This is a genomic window from Kocuria sp. CPCC 205235 (assembly GCF_040980905.1).
GTDB lineage: Bacteria > Actinomycetota > Actinomycetes > Actinomycetales > Micrococcaceae > Kocuria > Kocuria carniphila.
On sequence record NZ_JAVKPR010000003.1, the window covers coordinates 85,446 to 104,292 of the forward strand.

The window sequence follows — 18,847 nt, forward strand, 5'->3', positions numbered from 1 at the left end:
GTACTAACGATTCACGGGGTGACCAGCGTGCCGATCTGCTCCCCCAGTACCGCGCGGGTGACATTACCTTCACCCTCCATGCCGAACACGCGCATGGTCACGTTGTTGTCGCGGCACAGGCTGAAAGCGGTCTGATCCATCACGCGGATGTCGCGTGCCAGGGCTTCGTCGTAGGTCAGAGCGGTCAGGCGTTCCGCGGTGGGGTCCTTGCGGGGATCGGCCGTGTACACGCCGTCCACACCGTTCTTGGCCATCAGAACCTCGGTTGCGTGCACTTCGAGTGCTCGCTGGGCGGCCACGGTGTCTGTAGAGAAGTACGGCAGCCCTGCACCGGCGCCGAAGATGACCACGCGGTCCTTCTCCATGTGGCGGATGGCACGGCGGGGGATGTAGGTCTCGGCCACCTGTTCCATCTTGATGGCCGACTGCACGCGGGTATCGACCCCGCACTGCTCCAGGAAGTCCTGCAACGCCAGGCAGTTCATCACGGTGCCCAGCATGCCCATGTAATCCGCGCGCGAGCGATCCATCCCGGCTTGGGAGAGCTCGGCGCCACGGAAGAAGTTGCCACCACCCACCACGATGGAGGTTTCCACCTGGCCCACGGTGGCCGCGATCTGCTCGGCAATCCGACGGACCACGGTGGTGTCCAGACCCACCTGCCCGCCGCCGAAGACCTCACCGGAGAGCTTCAACAGCACCCTGCGGCGCTTGGGCTCGACCCGGGGATCCCGGCTCAACCGCACGGCTTCGTCGTGCAGTTCGGATTCGTTGGTGGTGGGCATAGATCCTCCCGAAAAATACGTGGTCGAGGTGCGGGCCCGAATGTGGCAGACCGCTTTACAGCATACAGAAACGGCGGGGTGCCACCGATTGCTCGGTGACACCCCGCCGAGATGACCTCGTACGACGCCGCTCGCGAGCGGCGTCGGCGGAGGTTGCCTAACTAACTAGCTAGCTCAGGCACCCACGCGGAAACGCGCGAAGGCAGTGGCGGTGGCGCCTGCCTCGGACAGCACCTGGCCCACGGACTTCTTGGAATCCTTGGCGAAGTCCTGATCGACCAGAACGACGTCTTTGTAGAAGCCCTTGAGGCGACCCTGAACGATGTTCGGGATGATCTTGTCCGGCTTGCCCTCGTTGCGTGCGGTCTCTTCGGCCACGCGCTTCTCGTTCTCGACGGTCTCTTCCGGAACGTCGGACTCGTGGAGGAAGCTCGGGGACATGGCGGCGGTGTGCACAGCCACGTCGTGAGCGGCCTGGTCGATGTCGGCGCCTTCACCGGACACGGCCAACAGCACGCCGACCTGCGCCGGGAGATCCTTGGAGGTCTTGTGCAGGTAAACGGCCACGTGATCGCCCTGGACGCGAGCCACGCGACGCACGACGACCTTCTCGCCCAGCAGTGCGCCGGTCTCGGTCACGAGCTCGGACACGGGCTTGCCCTCGGAATCAGCAGCGAGCAGTTCGTCCAGGTCCTTGGCGTCAGCGGCAACGGCTGCGTCCAGAACCTTGGCACCGAACTCGACGAACGGGCCGGACTTGGCCACGAAGTCGGTTTCGGAGTTGAGCTCGACCATGTGGCCGACGTTGCCCTCGACGCGAGCGACGATGATGCCCTCCGCGGTGGAACGGCCTTCACGCTTGGTGACGCCCTTGAGGCCCTTCACGCGGATGATTTCCTGGGCCTTCTGAGCGTCGCCATTAGCTTCGTCCAGGGCCTTCTTGACGTCGAGCATGCCGGCACCGGTGCGCTCGCGCAGTGCCTTGATGTCAGCAGCGGTGTAGTTCGCCATGTGAACTCCTCTGTTGTCGTTTGGGGTTGGCCGGGCGCGAGATACACGCCCGGCCAACGTCGGTGACCATGATGGGCCACCCGAAAGAATGGAAGGTAAACGAAACTCGCGGCCTTACTCGGCTGCGGGGGTCTCTTCCTTCGGAGCTTCCTCGGAAGCAGCCTCGGTCTCGGCTGCGGGCGCAGCCTGCTCAGCATCGTCAGCCTTTTCGGCGGACTCGGCCTTCTCGGCGCCCTCGGCCTTGTCGGCCTCGTGCTGTTCGAGGAGCTCGCGCTCCCACTCGGCCATCGGCTCGTCGGTGGCGTTGCCACCGGACTTACCGTTGTTGCGCTCGATGAGGCCCTCGGCCACGGCGTCGGCGATCACGCGGGTCAACAGCGAGACGGAACGAATGGCGTCGTCGTTACCCGGGATCGGGAAGGAGACCTCGTCCGGGTCGCAGTTGGTGTCCAGGATCGCGACGATCGGGATACCGAGCTTCTGCGCCTCGTCAACGGCCAGGTGTTCCTTCTTGGTGTCAACGATCCACACCAGCGAGGGAGCCTTGGTCAGGTTGCGGATACCGCCCAGGGTGCGCTCCAGCTTTTCCTTCTCGCGGCGCAGCAGCAGCAGTTCCTTCTTGGTGTACTGCGAACCGGCGACGTCGTCGAAGTCGACCTCTTCCAGTTCCTTCATGCGATCGATGCGCTTGGAAACGGTGGAGAAGTTGGTGAGCATGCCGCCCAACCAGCGGTGGTTCACGTAGGGCATGTTCACGCGGGTGGCCTGCTCGGCGATGGCTTCCTGAGCCTGCTTCTTGGTACCCACGAACAGAATGGTGCCACCGTGAGCCACGGTGTTCTTGACTGCTTCGTAGGCGCGGTCAATGAAGCCCAGCGACTGCTGCAAGTCAATGATGTAGATGCCATTGCGTTCGGTGAAGATGAAACGCTTCATCTTGGGGTTCCAACGGCGGGTCTGGTGGCCGAAGTGAACGCCGTTGTCGAGCATCTGGCGCATGGTTACGACGGGCATGTCGTCTCCTGTTAATTGCTGGCGGCCTTATGGGCGACCGCCATGGGTTTACGGTTATTGATCGATCGGGACGATCCCTGGCGCGATTCGTGATCCGGTCCAACGGACCTGACCAACGCACCCCATCCGCAACAAGTTCCGGACCGAGGAGTGCGCACACACGTCAATGTGTTCCTTCGCGCGCGAAGTCAGTGTCAGCCTCACGGTCTTACCCGGGTCACGGGCATGATGAATGAGGGCGGTCGACACTGCAACGTTCAGAATACATCATGCACGGTGCATCTCGCTCCACATCGAGCGGATTCCTCTGGTGTCAGCCATCTCGCGGGGTCAGGCTTGCCTCATGGTCCCCGACGACGCCGCCCTCGCCCCTTATTCACCCGCCTCGCGTTCTCCGCTTGGTCACCGGTCGAGAGCGTTCACCATTCTTGTGGCGCTCTGTCTCCTCCTTGGTGCTGCGTTGGGCGGTGGGGCGCTCGGTCTACAGCCGGCTCTGGCCGCCGGAGGGTGGACATGGCCGGTCAAGCCCAAACCAGCGGTCACGCGCACGTTCCAACCGCCGGCCGAGAAGTGGCTCTCGGGCCACCGTGGCGTGGACCTGGGTGCGGCACCGGGAACCGAGGTTCGCTCCCCCGCGGCAGGCACGGTGACGTTCGCCGGAGTTGTCGTGGACCGGCCGGTGATCACGGTGGATCACGGCGGTGGGTTGAAATCCTCTTTCGAACCCATTGAAGCCTCGGTCAAACGCGGCGACTCGGTGGCCCGGGGACAGGTGATCGGCAACATCGCTTCCGCCGGACACTGTCCTCCGGCGAACTGCGTGCACTGGGGTGTTCGACGGGACGGCGAATACGTGAACCCCTTGCAGTTCGTGCAGGACATGCGCCCGTCTGTGTTGCTACCAGTGCCCGAGTGATGGCGGCTGCGGCTCTTGGCTCTCGTGTGCCTGCGGGACTGCCGGATCTGCTGGCTCCCCGACTCCCGACGGGTTTACACCTGGGGGTCCGCTGCGACCCGACGTCTGGGGGTCGGCTGCGTCCCGGTATCTGGGGTCCGCCTGCATCCTGGGTGCCGTCAGGACCCCACCGTGCACCTGAGGTTTCTTTGCAACCCTTATCCACTGTGCCAAGGGCTCCAACGGCGCAGGAGGTGCAGCGGGTGGTTCTACCGAACCATGAGGTGAGTAGCTGACGGCTTGAACCGTCACAACCAGATGAAAAAGGCCCTCTCGCCAATGTTTCCATCGGCGAAAGGGCCATTTCTGTAGGGCGGGTGGGGCTTGAACCCACGACCAAAGGATTATGAGTCCTCTGCTCTGACCAGCTGAGCTACCGCCCCCTGTTGCCACCACGAAACAGTGCCGTGGTCGCCGCTCTACGCTACCGCATCCACGCGGTGGAGCCGCTCATCAGACAGGTTCGCCGCGATAAATCCGTTCGAAGGTGTCCAGCGTCTTGGCGAACGAGTGCTGCGCCATCATCCGGTGGCTGGCCTCCCCCATGGCGCGCTGTCTCTCGGGACTGGCGTCCAGAACCAACTGCAGCTTCTCCGCCAGGTCCTGGGGATTTCCAGGTTCGAAGAGGTAGCCGTTGACTCCTTCGTCCGCCAAGTGCGGCAAGGCCCGCGCGTTGGCGAGAACCACAGGGGTGGACGCGGACATTGCTTCCAGCGTGACCAGCGACTGCAGCTCGGCGGTGCCCGGCTGACAGAACACATCGGCGTTCAGGTACGAAACACGCAGCTGTTCGTCGGTCAGGAACCCACGGAAATGGATTCGTTCGGCCACACCCAGCGAGTGCGCGAGCGAAACCAATGTGTCGAGCTGCTCACCCTCCCCCACAATTTCCGCGTGCACATTCTTCTCGGCCGGGATGAGGGATATGGCTTCGATCAGCTCGTTGACGTTCTTCTCCACGGCCAGGCGACCGCAGAACAGAACGGTCTCACGGTTGGGCTTCTTCAGGTTCTCACCCGGGTGAAGTTCGTAGTCACCCACCTGAATGCCGTTGGACACGGGAATCGCGTTGTCATCCACGCCATTGGTCACCATGGTGTCCACGGCCAACTGGGTCGGTGCCGTCACCACATCGCAGCGGCGGAACTGGCGGGCCAGGTCCCACCACGACACCTTCCGATACCCACGAATGAACCATTCCGGGAACGGCAGGAACGGCTCGATGTTCTCCGGGATGAAGTGGTTGGTGCCTACCAACCGGATCCCGCGGCGCTGAGCTTCCTGGATAGCGCGTCGTCCCAGGATGTAGTGACATTGGCTGTGCACCACATCCGGCTGGACTTCATCGATCACCCGTTTGATCTCGCTGTAGATCTCCCACGGGAAGCACAACCGGAAATACGAATGGGTGAACGCACGGTGCGAGCGGATCCGGTGCTCGGTCACGCCGTCCTTCTCGACCGTCAGGGATTTACCCCGGGACGTCATAGGCGCCATCACATGAACCTCGTGGCCACGCCGGAGCATGCCCTGTGCGAGCCGCCGAGCGAACTGCGCCGAGCCGTTGATGTCCGGCGGATAAGTTTCGGCGATGATCAAAATCTTCAAGGGGCGCTGTTCCTCGGGATGCTCAGTGCTCACGGGTGCTGTTCAGAGTCTTCCTGTGCTCAAGGTCGGTGGGTGGAGCTTCACTTGAGAGTTCACGCTGCAGTTGCTTGGTCTGCTCCCTACGCTCGATCACCTCTGGGTGATGCCGGGACAGCAGTACCACGCCGACTATAGCAACGGCGCCTGCCAGAGACATGACCGCTCCGATGATAGGGGTGAAGCCCGGTCCGGCCTCCCCCAGGACAGACAGGCCAAGGATCACGCCCACTATCGGATCGACCACGGTCAGGCCCGCGATCACCAGATCAGGGGGTCCGCATGAGTAAGCACACTGAACCATCCAACCACCCACCACGGAGGCCACAACGATCATGATGACCGTGAACCAGTGGATCTGCCCCAGTCCGTGGGCCAGGGTGTGAGTCATGGTGAGTCGCACCAGCACCGCTACGAATCCATAGAGGATTCCTGCCGCCAAGACGTAGAACATGCTGATACGGCGGTGCCGAAGGAACAATTCCGCGATACCGAAGAAGAGGACCAGCCCGATCAGGATGGACACCAAAATGGTCTCCGCTTTGGGATCAGCCAAGTAGGTGGGGTCGGTGCCCGCAACAGCGGCCACAACGAACACCGCACCGCCCGCGGTGCAGAGAGAGATCGCACCCCACGTCCGGACATTGATGTCCAGGTGCTTGTGCTTGGCGTGCAACAAGGTGGTGATCACCAGTGCGATCACGCCGATGGGTTGCACTACCGTCACGGTCGCCAAGGTCAACGCGGCAACGTTGAGTGCCGTGCCCAGGCCCAGCAGAACCAACCCGGCCACCCACTTGGGATTGCGCACCAGCGAACCAAGGTTCGAGGGCTTCAAAGCCTCCTGGGTGTGCGCCGTGACGGCCGCAGACTGGGTCTGAGTACCGAGCGCCAGGCAGAGGGCGGCTATGAGAGCCAAGGAAACTGCCAACCACTGCATCACCGGTTCATCACATCTTCCACCACAGCTTCATCGTAGGGCGCGCCCGTGGCATTTTCCTCACCAAATCATGGAAATCAGCCCGTGGGAGGACCAACGCCATACTCCGGTAGGAGTTGGGCAGGAGGAAGGCCGGGTCACCGTGGTGACCCGGCCTTCCGGAGGCGACGCCGCGGCGTCGTCGAATCGTGTCGAGCGATTACTTCTTGAGGAGCTTGCGCAAGAACACCAAGAACGCAGATCCCGCGGTTGCGGCAACCGCGAGCGGCTGCCAGCGATCCGCCAGCGGGTTCTCGCCGGCAGTGGCCGAGGTGGAACCCCCGGTACGCACACCCTGCGAACCGCCACTGGTCGCGAAGGTCTGCTTGATCGAGTTCTCGGTGGACTTGAAGGTATTCGCGGTGCGACCAACGAATCCCTGAGTGGCTGCTTGAACGGAGTCCGCACGATTCTGAGCGTCGTCGCGCAGGCTCTTCAGGTGCTCGCGGCGCAACTTCAGACGGTGGCGCAACTGCTCCTCGGTCGGCTTGACCGGCTTGACCTGGTTGGGGTCGTTGGCGGCAGCTTCCTGCTCGCGTTCCTTCTGCTGCTCGGCCTCGTTCATCTCACGCTGCACGCGACCTTCGGTGTAGGCAGAGCCTTCCTTCACGACACCCAGATCGTAACGGAGACCGAAAATAGTCTTCTCCGGCTTGAGCGGCAGAGCGCTCTTGATCTTGGACAACGCAATCAGTGCGAGGACCGCAAGAATGATGATGAAGAGCAGGGCCAGCAGCAACGCGGCCAACCACGCCGGCATCACGTTCGACAAGCCCGCAATGGCCGCACCGATCAGTGCGATGACAGCCATACCCAGGAACACCAGGCCCACAATGGCGAGGGCCGCACCCACGCCGAGCTTGATCCCCTTGTCCTTGAGCTCGAGTACCGCTAACTGCGCCTCGTCCTTGAGCTGCTTGGGCAGCAAACGGGCGAAGACCTTGGCGACATCAAGGATGGATGCCGCTCCAGGTTTCTTGGTTGCCCGAGTACGCGCGCCGGGGGTGTGGCCGCTTTCCGGGCCCACTGCATGACTCATGCCGCCTCCGATGTTGCTTGAACTTCACTACTGGTTATTTTTCAAGGTCAAAACTACCACTCAGCATGCTGCCAGGAGGCTAGCCCGCTCGGATCCCGCTGTCACAGAGTTAGGAAACAGTTGCGTTTCACCCGGGGGTGCGAAACTGGAATTGTTCACACGAACACGATTTGAGCCGAAAAAGTTACACTTGCTGCGTTGGAACGGCTCGAAATCGTCAAAATCGAGCCTAGTGGCTCATAAATCCTTCAGGAGCGACCATGACTATCGAGATCAACGTTCCCGCCGCCGACATCATCAAGTGGCGCCGCCACTTTCACGCTAACCCCGAGCTGTCCTTCAAGGAGCACAACACGGCCAAGTTCGTGGCCGAAACCCTGGAGAGCTTCGGATTGGCCCCGACCCACCCCACCGAAACTTCCGTGGTGGCCGTGATCGAGGGCAAGGGCCCCGGTAAGACCGTGGCGCTGCGCGCCGATATGGACGCGCTTCCCCTCAACGAGGAGACCGACAACGACTTCAAGTCCACCGTTGACGGTGTGATGCACGCGTGCGGTCACGACACCCACACCGCCATGCTGCTCGGTGCCGCCAAGGCATTGACCGAGCTCAAGGACACTTTCAACGGCCGCGTGAAGCTCATCTTCCAGCACGCCGAGGAGACCCCTCCCGGAGGTGCCAAGGAAATGGTGGCCGCCGGAGTCCTGGAAGACGTGGACGCCATTTACGGCATGCACATCATGAACCAGAAGACCGGCACCGTCAGCGTGCACAAGGGCCCCGCGTCCACCGTGGCCGGTGGCTTCTTCCTGAAGATCAACGGCCAGGGTTCGCACGGCTCCATGCCGCAGGACGGAATCGACCCGGTACTGGTCGCCGCGCAGGTGACCGTTGCCCTGAACACGATCGTCTCCCGCAGTGTTGCACCCGATCACATGAACGTGGTCAACGTGGGCATGATCCAGGCCGGTCAGGCTCCCAACGTGATCCCGGATTCGGCCAAGCTCGGTGTCTCCATGCGCACCGTGGACGACAACGACTGGAACATCCTCAAGGAACGCGCCACGGAGATCGTCGAGAACGTGTGCGCCGCCTACGGTGCCAAGGCCGAGTTCCAGTGGGCCGAGGGCTACCCCGTGGTCATCAACAACGATGACCTCGCGGAGCTGGCCCTGGAAGCAGCCAAGAAGGCCGTTGGAGACGAGAACGCGTTCTGGGGTCCGCCCGCCTCTGCGTCCGAGGACTTCTCCTACTTCGCCCGTGAGATCCCCGGTTGCTTCATCTTCCTGGGCGGTGGCACCGCCGAGGACGGCCTGCCCTACATGAACCACCACCCCAAGTTCGACATCAAGGAAGAGGCTCTCGAAGCCGGCGCCCGCACGGAAGTGCAGATCGCCCTGGACTTCCTGGCTTCTTGATCCCCCATCCGCATCACTTGAGTACGAAAGGCTGAGGAAATGAACCTCACCAAAACCCAGAAGGGCGTGTTCGCCACACTCTTCTCCGTGGGTTTGCTGGCTAACATCGAAAAGGGTCTGGCGGGTGCTATCGGTCCGTTCCTGACCGACCCGGCCTACATGTCCAACCTGGGACTGGAGACCTTCACCAAGACCCAGTTCGGTCTGATCACCACTCTGTTCTACCTGTCCTTCATCGTGATGACCTTCGTGGCTGGCTGGTTCGTGGACCGCTACGGCTACCGCATCTTCATCCCGGTGGCACTGTTGATCCTGGCCGCTGGCGCTGCGTTCTTTGGCTTCGCCGGCTTCAGCTCCACGTCCATGATCTTCATCCTGGTCCCGCTGGCACGTCTGATCATCGGTTTCGGTCAGGCCGGTTACACCAACGGCACCCCGCCGGTCATCGCCAAGATGTTCGCCGCCGAAGAGCGCGGCGCCGTGCAGTCCAAGGTGGTCTCCACTGCCGGTATCGGTACGATCCTCGTTTACCTGGTCTTCGCACCGCTCGTGGTCGCCCGTGACTTCCGTTGGATGTACTTCCTGCTCGCCGTCCTGTTGGTCGTTGCGACCCTGATGTTCATCAAGCTGGTCCCGAGCGAGTCCCCGGCCGACAAGGCCGCCGCCGCTGACAAGGCTGCTGCCAAGGCCAAGAACGACGTCTCCATCCTGGACGCCTGGAAGAACCGCAACTCACTGGTCCTGGGCCTGTGCCTCTTGCTCAACAACGCCGTGGGCGTGGGCCTGCTGACCTGGCTCGCCACGATGTACTCAGAGCAGTTCGGCATCACCCCCACCGGATGGGAGTACATGGTCGTGATGGTCGGTTACGGTCTCTCGCTGTGGATCGCTACCAGCACGGGTGCCACCGTGGTCAAGCGCTGGTTCGAGAACAACGAGAAGGTCTTCATGCTGCTGATGTCCAGCATCGGCGCAGTGCTCATGGTCATCGCCGTGATCATCCCCAACCTGTGGGGCTCCGCGGTCATGATGTGGCTGGCCAACCTGTTCATCATGTGGTCCTTCTCCGCCATCCTGATGCTCCCCTACCGCTTGATCCCGCTGAAGATCATCGGTTCCGCGTTCGCAGTCATCAACATCGGCGCGTTCGTCGGTGGTATGGCCCAGGGTGCCCTGGTCGGTGCAGTGGTCGACGCCGCAGGTTACGTGGTGGCCTTCATCGTCCTGGCTGTCATGCCGGTCGCCGGCGGTCTGGCTCCGTTCCTGCTCAAGGAACCGGCTCGCCCGATCAACGAACCCACGACCCCTCCGGGTAACCCGGAGGCCGGTGTCGAGGCAGCAACCGGCACCACCGACGAGAAGTAAGGTACTGACCTTCACTTCACGTTCCTGAAGAAGCCGAAGGCGCCCCGGACAGTTACTGTCCGGGGCGCCTTTGGTTCGTGGTGCACCCAAGGCCCCGTACGACGTCGTTCTGGTCGCGTTCCTGACCAGGGCAACCGGCGAGCGCCGCGCCTCAGCCCTGAGCCACCTCGCGTGCGGGCTGCGGCTTGGTTCCGAGATCCCAAGTGCGCTTGACCGACCAGGCGAGCAGGAGTACCAGGAGGACGTTTCGGATGGTCAGCACACCTGCCATGATCGGATTGGCGTGAATGAGCGGGGTGTAGAAGAGCGGGTAGATGAAGAACGTGACGACCGCGATGCCCATGAGCAGGGCCGCGGGGGTGCGCCAGCGCTTCCAGTCGTAGACGAGGCCGGCCACGATCACGGGCGCGAGCCAGATCATAAACTGTGGTGAGCCCACTTTGTTGAACACGATGAGCACGGTGGTCATCATCAGAGCACCCTCGTAGAAGAGTTCACCGCGGTCCGCTCCCCTGCGCAACGAACGAATCAACAGAGCGGTGCCCAGGACCACTGCCACGATGAGCAGCGGTTGCATGAGGTACGCGGCGACCTCGGTGCCGGGCCCGTAGACCTCAGACGAGTTGATCGCCGTGTTGTCCGCGATCTTGGAATCCGCGATGTTCAGCACGCTCAACCACACCCACGGGGTGGAGAAAGTAGCCTCGAGCTGCATGCCGCGCGAACCCTGATTGACCATGAAGTCCGCGATGCGGGCCAATCCGCCGGACAGCCACGTACCCAGAACGACCACCGCGGTGACCACTACGCCAGCCACGAACACCTGCGCGCGCTTCTTGGCTGCGATGAGAAGAGACAGGATGACCGCCGCGGGCCACACCTTGATCCACGTGGCGATACTCAGCAGCACGGAGGCCACCACGGGCTGCCGGGCAGCGTAGAGCATACCGATCAGCACGATGGGAGCCGCGATGCCCTCGACGCGCGCGAAGCTCAGGTACCCCATGAACACCAGGAAAATCAGCAGCCACCACGCGGGCGCCACTCCGCGACCTTGCATGGAGCGGCGGGTGAGGAACCAGATAGCAACCGCATTGAGCGCCGTGATGATCAGGGTCCACGCGAGCAGGTACAGATCGTGCCCTGCAATACCGGCCGCGTGGATGGGCAGCTGCGCCAGGACCGGGTAAACCCACGGGCTGATCGACTGATCGGTGACCTCGGGGGTGAACCCGGCCATGGCCCACTCGCGGTACTGCTCGGTGTCGCTGAAGGCCCACCCGTTCAGGAAGAAGGAGGCCATCCAGCCCATGTAGTACAGATGAACTACCGCGAAACCCCACCACACGCTGGAGGGACGGGCGAACCAGGCGATCACGCGGTCCGGCAGCAGGGCGTCGCGTACGCCGCTCAGCCGGTCGAAGAATGCGGCGGAAATGTCAGGACTCCTTGGTCACGAGCTCATCGGTGGGGCGCTTGGATCCCAGCCAGTACAGACGGCGGGCAGACCACAGCATCAGCACAACGAGCAGCGCGTTGCGCACGGTCAGCACCAAGGCCATGGCCGGGTTGTCGTGGCTCAGCTCTGTGTAGAACAGCGGGTAAATGAAGAACGTCAGCACCGCTATCGCGATCAGCATGATGGCGGGAGTACGCCACGAGCGCCAGTGGTGCACGAGTCCCAGAGCCACGGCCGGCCCAAGCCACACCATGAACTGAGGCGAGCCCACCTTGTTGAACACGATGAACACGGACACCAGGGTCAGCGTGCCCGCGAGCAACAGCTCGGTGCGATCCGCACCACCGGTACGCACACCGTGACGTAGGGCCCGGACGAGCAACGTGGTGGTGGCCAGCGCGGCCAGAATCAGCAGGGGCTGCATGAGCGAGGACATGATCTCGGTACCGGGGCCGTCCACCTGCATGGAGTTGATGTCAGTGTTCATGTACATCTGCGAGCCGCCCACGCCCAGCACGGAGGACCACAGCCACGGGGTGGTGAACGTGGCTTCCAGTTGCATGCCACGGTCGCCCTGCTGCGTGAGGAAGTTGAAGAGCAAGGGCAAAGCACCCATGGCTGCGGCAATGCCCGCGGCCACCACGCTCACGATCAAGCCCGCCACGACCACCTGCACGCGCTGCCGCACCACCGTGAAGAGCGCCAGCACGATAGCTGCCGGCCACACCTTCATCCACGTCGCGATGCTCAGAAGAGTGGAGGCGATGAACGGATGGGCCACGCCGTAGGCCAAGGCCACCAGAACAATGGGGGCCGTCACGCCGTCGACCCGAGCGAAGCCAAGCCACCCCATGAGGAAGGTGAAGCCCAACCACCACCAGGCAGCGGGAATCGCCTGTGTGTTGCGACCGCGATCGGTGAGTTTGAGCACCGCCCAGCCGTTGAGCAGCGTGGTCATCAGGACCCAGAGGAAGAAGAAGGGCGCAGGTCCCGCGATCCCCGCGAGCGCCATGGGCAGTAGGGCCAGCACCGGATATACCCACGGGCTGGGGCCGCCGTCCAAGGCGTCCTGGTCGAAGCCGATGCGCGTCCAGTCCCGATAAATATTGGTGTCACTGAAGGCGTTGCCGTTGAGTGAAACAATCAGCGCGAAGATCAGGAATACGAGGTGCAGGACCACGAACCCCGCCAGAAGGGCACGCGGGGAGCTCAACCACCCCGGTAGGTTCCGGGGACGATCCAGAACATTCAATCGGTCCTGTTGGGTCAACGGCTTGTGCGTGGACATGATCAATCCTCGTCGGGTGCGCAGCGGTACGAGACCACGTGCGGCCTCATGAAATCAGTACCGTGCCCAGCGGAAACGGGCACGGGTGTCTTCTCATGCTACGTGCCACGGGTACCTCCCCACGGACTCGCGGCCCATGGGGTGCGGCACATCGAGGTACTGTCCCCGGCTAATCCCCATCCTGAACCGGCCCCGATACCCACGGTTGAGGCGGATCTGACTGCTAAGATCAGCCTTCTGAGAAAGGTCCCGCGGGCCCAAGACCCTGGGTGCCCGAACACGGTCACAAGTAGGGGAACGACACAGGTCATGGCGGAAAGTGGTTCGGGTCCGGAGGTCACTGCCCACGGCAGCACCCCGGCGCAACACCAGCCCTCCGAGACCCCCTCGCTCGCCGAAGCCCGTTCCGCCCCCGGCACTCCGCTGATTCCCCGCCCGCACATCGCCATCGTCCAGGGCCTGATCGGCTCGCTCATGATGCTCGTTGGGTCCGTCGGAACCGGATGGATGGCACTCGGTTCCCCCATGGTTCGCAACCCCCTGGTGATCGCCATGCGCACGGAGGGCTGGGGCATTTACACCTCCACCGTCCTGTTGACGTTCGGCGCCATGCTGCTCATGCGCTCGTGGATCCGGCTGGGACAGCGACTGGCCGGCTGGCCGGAAGGTTCGCTGCGCGCCGTCGTCGCCGCGATCATTGCCTGGTCTCTGCCGTTGTTCCTGGCCGTCCCCATCTTTTCGCGCGACGTGTACGCGTACATCGGGCAAGGCCGCCTCATGGAGGCCGGAGAGAACCCGTACACGACCGGCATCTCAACCCTCGATAATTGGTTCATGCTGGGCGCTGATCCGGCGTGGGCCGAATCCCGCACCCCTTACGGTCCGTACTTCCTGTGGCTCGCGCACCTGGTCGTGAAGGTCACCGACGCCCAGCCGGACCTCTCGGGCCTCTTGTTCCGCGCCCTCGCGTGCATCGGCGTGGCACTGTGCGTGATCTACGTGCCCAAGCTCGCGAAAATGCACGGGTTCGACGGCGCTCGCGCCCTGTGGCTCTCGGTCGCCAATCCGCTGTTCCTCATCAGCTTTGTGGCCAGCGCCCACAACGACGGCCTGATGGTCGGCTTGGCCGTGGCCGGTACGTATTTCGCGGCGACCGGCCGACCCATCCGAGGGATTCTGTTGGTGACCGCCTCGATCGGCATCAAGCCGATTACCATTCTGCTGCTGCCGTTCATCGGACTGCTGTGGGCGGGGCGGAACGCGTCATGGCCCCGCAAGTTCGCGACCTGGGCCGCCACCGCAGTCCTGAGTTTCGGCGTGCTGTTCATGAGCGGCATCCCTTACAACCTGGGATCGGGGTGGATCCTGGCGATCCTGGATCCCACACCCGGGTTCACCGGCTACTCTCCCTCGGGATTCCTGGGAATGCAGGTCAACCGGATCGGCGACGCCCTCGGGCTGCCCGGCGGCGACATCGCCAAAGTCTTGCGCACCGCCCTCAAGTACCTGGGCATCGGCATTGTGGTGCTGCTGATGTTCTGGGGAGAGGGCCAGCGCAGTCACCGCGTGGTCCGCCGCATGGGTCTGGCCTTCGCAGCGGTCGTGATGCTCTCCCCCATCATCCAGCCCTGGTACATCCTGTGGTTCCTGCCGTTCCTGGCCGTCACAGGCATCAAGAACAACTGGCAGGTGCGTGTGCTGTACGTGGTTACCGGGTTCTTCGTGATCTTCGGTGCGCAGGATCAACTCTCCGTGTGGCCGTTCATCGAGGTCCAGTGGGATGTCTCCACGATCGCCTACGTCATCGCCTTGGCCTTCACCGCGTACCTCATGCTCCTCGACCCGCACACCAAGCACGTTCTCATCGAGGGCGGGCCCCGCGGTTGGTTCGAACGGCGCCGCCGACGCCGCAGCGGCCAGTAATCGTCGGCCACGTGAATCATCGCTGAACCGACGAAGTCGCGCGTCCACGGGTGAGGTTTTGACGGAACGCGAGCTGTCACTGACATCTCGGGATCAAGTTCGCTGGAAAACAAGGGGTCCGGCTGCGACACTCTGCCCCGAATGTCATCGGTGTGAACCTCTGCCATAAACGATCAAGAGGACCTGCGGACCGCTGGCCGGAACCGGAAACGACAAAAGCCCCGGCGAACCGGGGCTTCTCTCGTCTGCAGCTCCCCCGACTGGACTCGAACCAGTAACCCTTCGATTAACAGTCGAATGCTCTGCCAATTGAGCTACGGGGGACCGTGCACATCTGTGCAACGAGAAGATACTTTACAGACCCTTGGCCGGTTCCTCAAATCCAGCTCGCTGCAACGTGAACATCAGTTATCGAGGAGGCTCCGCCGCTGCATCTCCAGGTCCAGAAGCTCACGCTGCAGCGACTGATACAGAGCGGATTCCTGCTGCGGATCCGTACGGTTCAGGTGCGCCAGCTTGTCCGACTTGGCGCGGTTAATGTGCATCTCCACCAGGCTCGTCAGCACACCCACCGCGTAGTTGCGGACCTGTTGCTCAGAAGAAGCGGGCAGCGGGGTCACCGACAACTGCGCAAGGTATCCGTGCAACGGTTCGGGCAGCTGCCCGCGCACATGCTCGAGCCAGCCGCGGCCACCGCGAGGATCATTCACGTCGTATTCGGGCCGCGCGGCCACGATCGCATCGTGCAGTGCCTGGTGCACCGGGTAGCGCATCTCCGCGGACTCGAAATGACCCCAGTATGCGTCCGGCACCAAGTCAGGCACCTGGAGAACAACCTCCAGCGCCTCGCGTTCCATTCGGGCCACCGGCTCGCGAGGATTGGGTAGCTGCACCTCGGCAGGGCGTTCCTGCTCCTGAGAGTCACCGGGGCGACCCCCCGGGCGTCCCGGAGTGTCAGAGCCGCGTCCGGACCCATCACGGCCCGACGAGAACTGCTGCGACTCATGATGCTGCGGCGCCCGTTGTTGCTGCCCGCGCTGTTGCGAGGACGAGCCGCGCTTGGAGGCCGCCGCGACCGCCCGCATCACCTCGTCCGTCTCGATGCCCAACCACCCGGACAACTCTCGCGCATACGCCGGCCGCAGGGACGAGTCACGGATCTGAGCCACGATCGGCGCACACGCACGCATGGCCCGCAGTCGCCCTTCCAGGCTGTTCACGTCGTAGTCGCGGATGGTGGCCTTCAACGCGAACTCGAACAGCGGGGTGCGGGTGCTGACCAGGTCACGCACGGCGGCGTCGCCCCGGGTCAGTCGTAAATCGCACGGGTCCATGCCCTCCGGGCCCACGGCCACGTAGGTCTGGGCCACGAACCGCTGGTCCTCCTGGAACGCGCGCAGCGCGGCCTTCTGCCCTGCGGCATCGCCGTCGAAGGTGAAGATGACCTCTCCCCCGGCCGAGTCGTCAGAGAGGAAGCGGCGCACGATCTTGATGTGGTCCGCACCGAACGCGGTACCGCACGTGGCCACCGCGGTCTCGACACCGGCCAGGTGACACGCCATGACGTCCGTGTAGCCCTCGACCACGACGACCTGCTTGCCCTTGGCGATCGCCCGCTTGGCCAGGTTGATGCCGTAGAGCACCTGAGACTTCTTGTAGAGCTGGGTTTCAGGGGTGTTCAGGTACTTGGGACCCTGATCGTCCTCGTAGAGCTTGCGCGCACCGAAGCCGATGACCTCTCCGGCCACCGCGTGGATGGGCCAGATCAACCGCCCGCGGAACCGGTCGTAGAGACCACGATTACCCTCGGAGAACATGCCGGTGAGTTTGAGTTCCTGGTCGGTGAAACCTTGGTCACGCAGATGCTTGAGCAGGTTGGACCAGCCCTTGGGCGCGTAGCCGATGCCGTAGGTTCGCGCGGCGGCGTCATCGAATCCGCGCTCCCCCAGGAACTGCTGCGCGGCCGTGGCCTGGCGCGTGTAGAGGTTGCGTTGGAAGAATTCCGCGGCGATCTTGTGCGCGTCCAGCAGACGTTGGCGGCGGCCGACTTCCTCGCGTTTGGGGCCCGAGCCCTGCTCGTAGCGCAGTTCGTACCCGATGCGCGCGGCCAGCCGCTCGACCGTCTCGGTGAACGGGGTGTGGTCCATCTCCATGAGGAACGCGATGACGTCCCCGGATTCATCACAGCCGAAGCAGTGGTACGTGCCCATTTGCGGGCGCACGTGGAACGAGGGCGTGCGCTCGTCGTGGAACGGGCACAGCCCCTTGTAGGAACCGATGCCGGCGGGCTTCAAGGTCACGTACTGGTCGACAATTTCCTTGAGATCGGTGCGTGATCGCACCTCGTCTATGTCTTCGCGCCTGATCAGTCCTGCCACGCCTCTCATCCTAGGCAACGCGTCAAACTCGCGGGGCCGCGACGTCGGCCTGTGCAGCTCGGGTACGAAAAAGCGGCGGCGCCCGCTCGGGACGACGCCGCTCTCGACTGACTCGACGCGCGGAACCTACCGCGCGGGAGAGTCCTCGGGGTCGATGACCACGCGTTTGTCCACAGGATCCACCGTCTTGGTGCCCAGCATGGACGCCCCACCTAACGCACCCACGAGCGCGAAGGCGAAGAAGCCCCACGGGTACGCCAGACCGGCGGTCAGCAGCGTGCCACCCACGATGGGGCCGCTAATCGCACCCAGACGACCCACGCCCGCGGACATGCCCAACGCGGTCGCACGGGCCTGCGGCGGGTGGTTGGCCGCGGTGAACGCGTACACGAGCACCTGCGACGAGAACACGAAGCAACCGGTCAGGAACACCATGAAGTAAATGCCCAACACTGGCAGCTTGATGGCCAGGGCGGCCAGCAGCACAGCGGAGCCCGCGAACCACAGGATGCCGGCGACACGAGGGGTGATCCGGTCGGCCACGCGGCCACCGATCCACAGGCCCACCACGGCACCCACGTTGAGGATCAGCAGGAAGCCCAGCGAGTTGCCCAGGTCGTAATCGGCGGCGCGCATGATCTGCGGCAGCCACGTGTTCAGGCCGTAAACCAGCAGCAGACCCATGAAGGACGCGGTCCAGATGAACACCGAGTTGCGCGCGTACGTTCCGCTCAGCAGCAGGGCCGCGCCCTGCTTCGCGGGCTTGGCCGTCTCGCCGTTCGGGGTCGACGACGCCGCGCGGCCGGCACCCGCCGCATCCGGAAGTTCGAGCTCAACGTTGTAATGCGCGGCGACGGCGCGAGCGGCGTCGTAATCGCCCTTGGCCGCCAGGAAGGACGGCGACTCGGGAAGGAAGATGTACATGAGCGGCACCAGGATCAGTGCGGGCAGGGCGCCGGCGATGAACATGGTGTGCCAGGAGAACTGTGCCAGGACCCAGATGGCCAGTGCTGCGGTGAGCACGGCGCCCACGTGGTAGCCGGTCATCATGACGGTCGTGGCGTTGGAGCCGCGGCCCTTGCGGGCGAATTCGGTGACCATGGAGATGCCGGTGGGCAGGCAACCGCCCAGACCCAGGCCGGCCAGGAAGCGCAGCACGCCGAACCACAGCACGCTGGGCGCGAAGGCGGCGGCGAAGGTCAGCACGGAGAAAACGATCACGGCGCCGATCAGCATCTTGCGGCGGCCCAGGCGGTCGGTGAGCCAACCCATGCCGAGCGCGCCGACCATCATGCCGAACAAGCCCGCAGTGGCTACAGCGGTGCCTTCGCCGGTGGACATGTCGAAGGCTGCGTCGTCGAGCAGTGCGGGCATCACCGCGCCGAGGACCACGGCGTCGAAACCGTCCAGCAGAACGGCGATCCAGCACAGCGGTGCGACCCACAAGGGGGATTTGAGAATGAGGCCCTTGGTGGGCGCGGGGCCAGCAGTGGGCGAGGAAGCGGTGGAGCTCACGGAGAATCTCTTCCGGTAGGGCAACAGATCACAGTGATCCTAGTCGCACGCTCGTGTTAGCCCGGCCACAATCC

The 18,847-nt window shown here is 63.6% G+C and carries 14 protein-coding genes and 2 tRNA genes; 4 read left to right on the top strand and 12 right to left on the bottom strand.

Translation table 11 applies throughout. From position 1 onward, the window contains the following. Positions 1 to 11 precede the first annotated feature (11 nt). From pyrH to rpsB, 3 genes are all read right to left on the bottom strand, one after another. On the bottom strand, positions 12 to 785 hold the full coding sequence (gene pyrH / locus RF638_RS03290; RefSeq protein ID WP_238663215.1) for a UMP kinase: 774 nt from the start codon (positions 783 to 785) through the stop codon (positions 12 to 14). A gap of 174 nt (positions 786 to 959) precedes the next feature. Then, complete coding sequence (gene tsf / locus RF638_RS03295; RefSeq protein ID WP_095796735.1) at positions 960 to 1,796, bottom strand: translation elongation factor Ts; 837 nt, start codon at positions 1,794 to 1,796, stop codon at positions 960 to 962. A 114-nt stretch (positions 1,797 to 1,910) separates the two neighbouring features. After that, complete coding sequence (gene rpsB / locus RF638_RS03300; RefSeq protein ID WP_095796736.1) at positions 1,911 to 2,810, bottom strand: 30S ribosomal protein S2; 900 nt, start codon at positions 2,808 to 2,810, stop codon at positions 1,911 to 1,913. 343 nt (positions 2,811 to 3,153) lie between these two features. Here rpsB and RF638_RS03305 point away from each other — a divergent pair, with 343 nt between their 5' ends. Then, positions 3,154 to 3,726, top strand: coding sequence for a M23 family metallopeptidase (locus tag RF638_RS03305; protein ID WP_254049249.1), 573 nt, complete (start codon positions 3,154 to 3,156; stop codon positions 3,724 to 3,726). A 348-nt stretch (positions 3,727 to 4,074) separates the two neighbouring features. Here the strand turns inward: RF638_RS03305 and RF638_RS03310 are convergent. The 4 genes from RF638_RS03310 to RF638_RS03325 all read right to left on the bottom strand — a co-directional run bounded on the left by RF638_RS03310 (position 4,075) and on the right by RF638_RS03325 (position 7,427). Next, positions 4,075 to 4,148: transfer RNA gene (locus RF638_RS03310), tRNA-Ile, on the bottom strand. Positions 4,149 to 4,218: 70 nt separating this feature from the next. Then, positions 4,219 to 5,406 (bottom strand): glycosyltransferase, encoded by a 1,188-nt coding sequence (locus RF638_RS03315; protein ID WP_368841437.1) that lies wholly within the window; start codon positions 5,404 to 5,406, stop codon positions 4,219 to 4,221. Beyond that, the gene (locus tag RF638_RS03320; RefSeq protein WP_095796738.1) at positions 5,396 to 6,349 is read right to left on the bottom strand and encodes a DMT family transporter; all 954 of its coding nucleotides are present in this window, start codon (positions 6,347 to 6,349) and stop codon (positions 5,396 to 5,398) included. The genes RF638_RS03315 and RF638_RS03320 overlap by 11 nt, the downstream gene beginning before the upstream one ends. A 199-nt stretch (positions 6,350 to 6,548) precedes the next feature. Further along, complete coding sequence (locus RF638_RS03325) at positions 6,549 to 7,427, bottom strand: phage holin family protein (protein WP_165189392.1); 879 nt, start codon at positions 7,425 to 7,427, stop codon at positions 6,549 to 6,551. A gap of 260 nt (positions 7,428 to 7,687) precedes the next feature. On the opposite strand from RF638_RS03325, the gene RF638_RS03330 reads away from it, so the two are divergent. Together RF638_RS03330 and RF638_RS03335 are read left to right on the top strand one after the other, a co-directional pair. Further along, the gene (locus tag RF638_RS03330; RefSeq protein ID WP_129701514.1) at positions 7,688 to 8,845 is read left to right on the top strand and encodes a M20 family metallopeptidase; all 1,158 of its coding nucleotides are present in this window, start codon (positions 7,688 to 7,690) and stop codon (positions 8,843 to 8,845) included. 39 nt (positions 8,846 to 8,884) lie between these two features. Further along, on the top strand, positions 8,885 to 10,210 hold the full coding sequence (locus tag RF638_RS03335; RefSeq protein WP_368841438.1) for an MFS transporter: 1,326 nt from the start codon (positions 8,885 to 8,887) through the stop codon (positions 10,208 to 10,210). 151 nt (positions 10,211 to 10,361) lie between these two features. On the opposite strand, the gene RF638_RS03340 is transcribed toward RF638_RS03335, so the two are convergent. Together RF638_RS03340 and RF638_RS03345 are read right to left on the bottom strand one after the other, a co-directional pair. Then, positions 10,362 to 11,588: a glycosyltransferase 87 family protein gene (locus RF638_RS03340; RefSeq protein WP_254049251.1), complete on the bottom strand. Its 1,227-nt coding sequence runs from the start codon at positions 11,586 to 11,588 to the stop codon at positions 10,362 to 10,364. 61 nt (positions 11,589 to 11,649) lie between these two features. Further along, positions 11,650 to 12,957, bottom strand: a complete 1,308-nt coding sequence (locus tag RF638_RS03345; protein WP_095796742.1) for a glycosyltransferase 87 family protein — start codon at positions 12,955 to 12,957, stop codon at positions 11,650 to 11,652. A 309-nt stretch (positions 12,958 to 13,266) separates the two neighbouring features. Between RF638_RS03345 and mptB the strand changes: the two genes are divergently transcribed. After that, positions 13,267 to 14,880 carry a polyprenol phosphomannose-dependent alpha 1,6 mannosyltransferase MptB gene (gene mptB / locus RF638_RS03350; RefSeq protein WP_368841439.1) on the top strand — a complete coding sequence of 538 codons (1,614 nt, stop codon included), beginning with the start codon at positions 13,267 to 13,269 and terminating at the stop codon, positions 14,878 to 14,880. 251 nt (positions 14,881 to 15,131) lie between these two features. Here mptB and RF638_RS03355 read toward each other — a convergent pair. The 3 genes from RF638_RS03355 to RF638_RS03365 form a co-directional block, all read right to left on the bottom strand. After that, positions 15,132 to 15,204: transfer RNA gene (locus tag RF638_RS03355), tRNA-Asn, on the bottom strand. A gap of 80 nt (positions 15,205 to 15,284) precedes the next feature. After that, the gene (gene dnaG / locus RF638_RS03360) at positions 15,285 to 17,258 is read right to left on the bottom strand and encodes a DNA primase (protein WP_368629668.1); all 1,974 of its coding nucleotides are present in this window, start codon (positions 17,256 to 17,258) and stop codon (positions 15,285 to 15,287) included. Positions 17,259 to 17,384: 126 nt separating this feature from the next. Continuing rightward, positions 17,385 to 18,773, bottom strand: a complete 1,389-nt coding sequence (locus RF638_RS03365) for an MFS transporter (protein WP_368841440.1) — start codon at positions 18,771 to 18,773, stop codon at positions 17,385 to 17,387. Positions 18,774 to 18,847 lie beyond the last annotated feature (74 nt).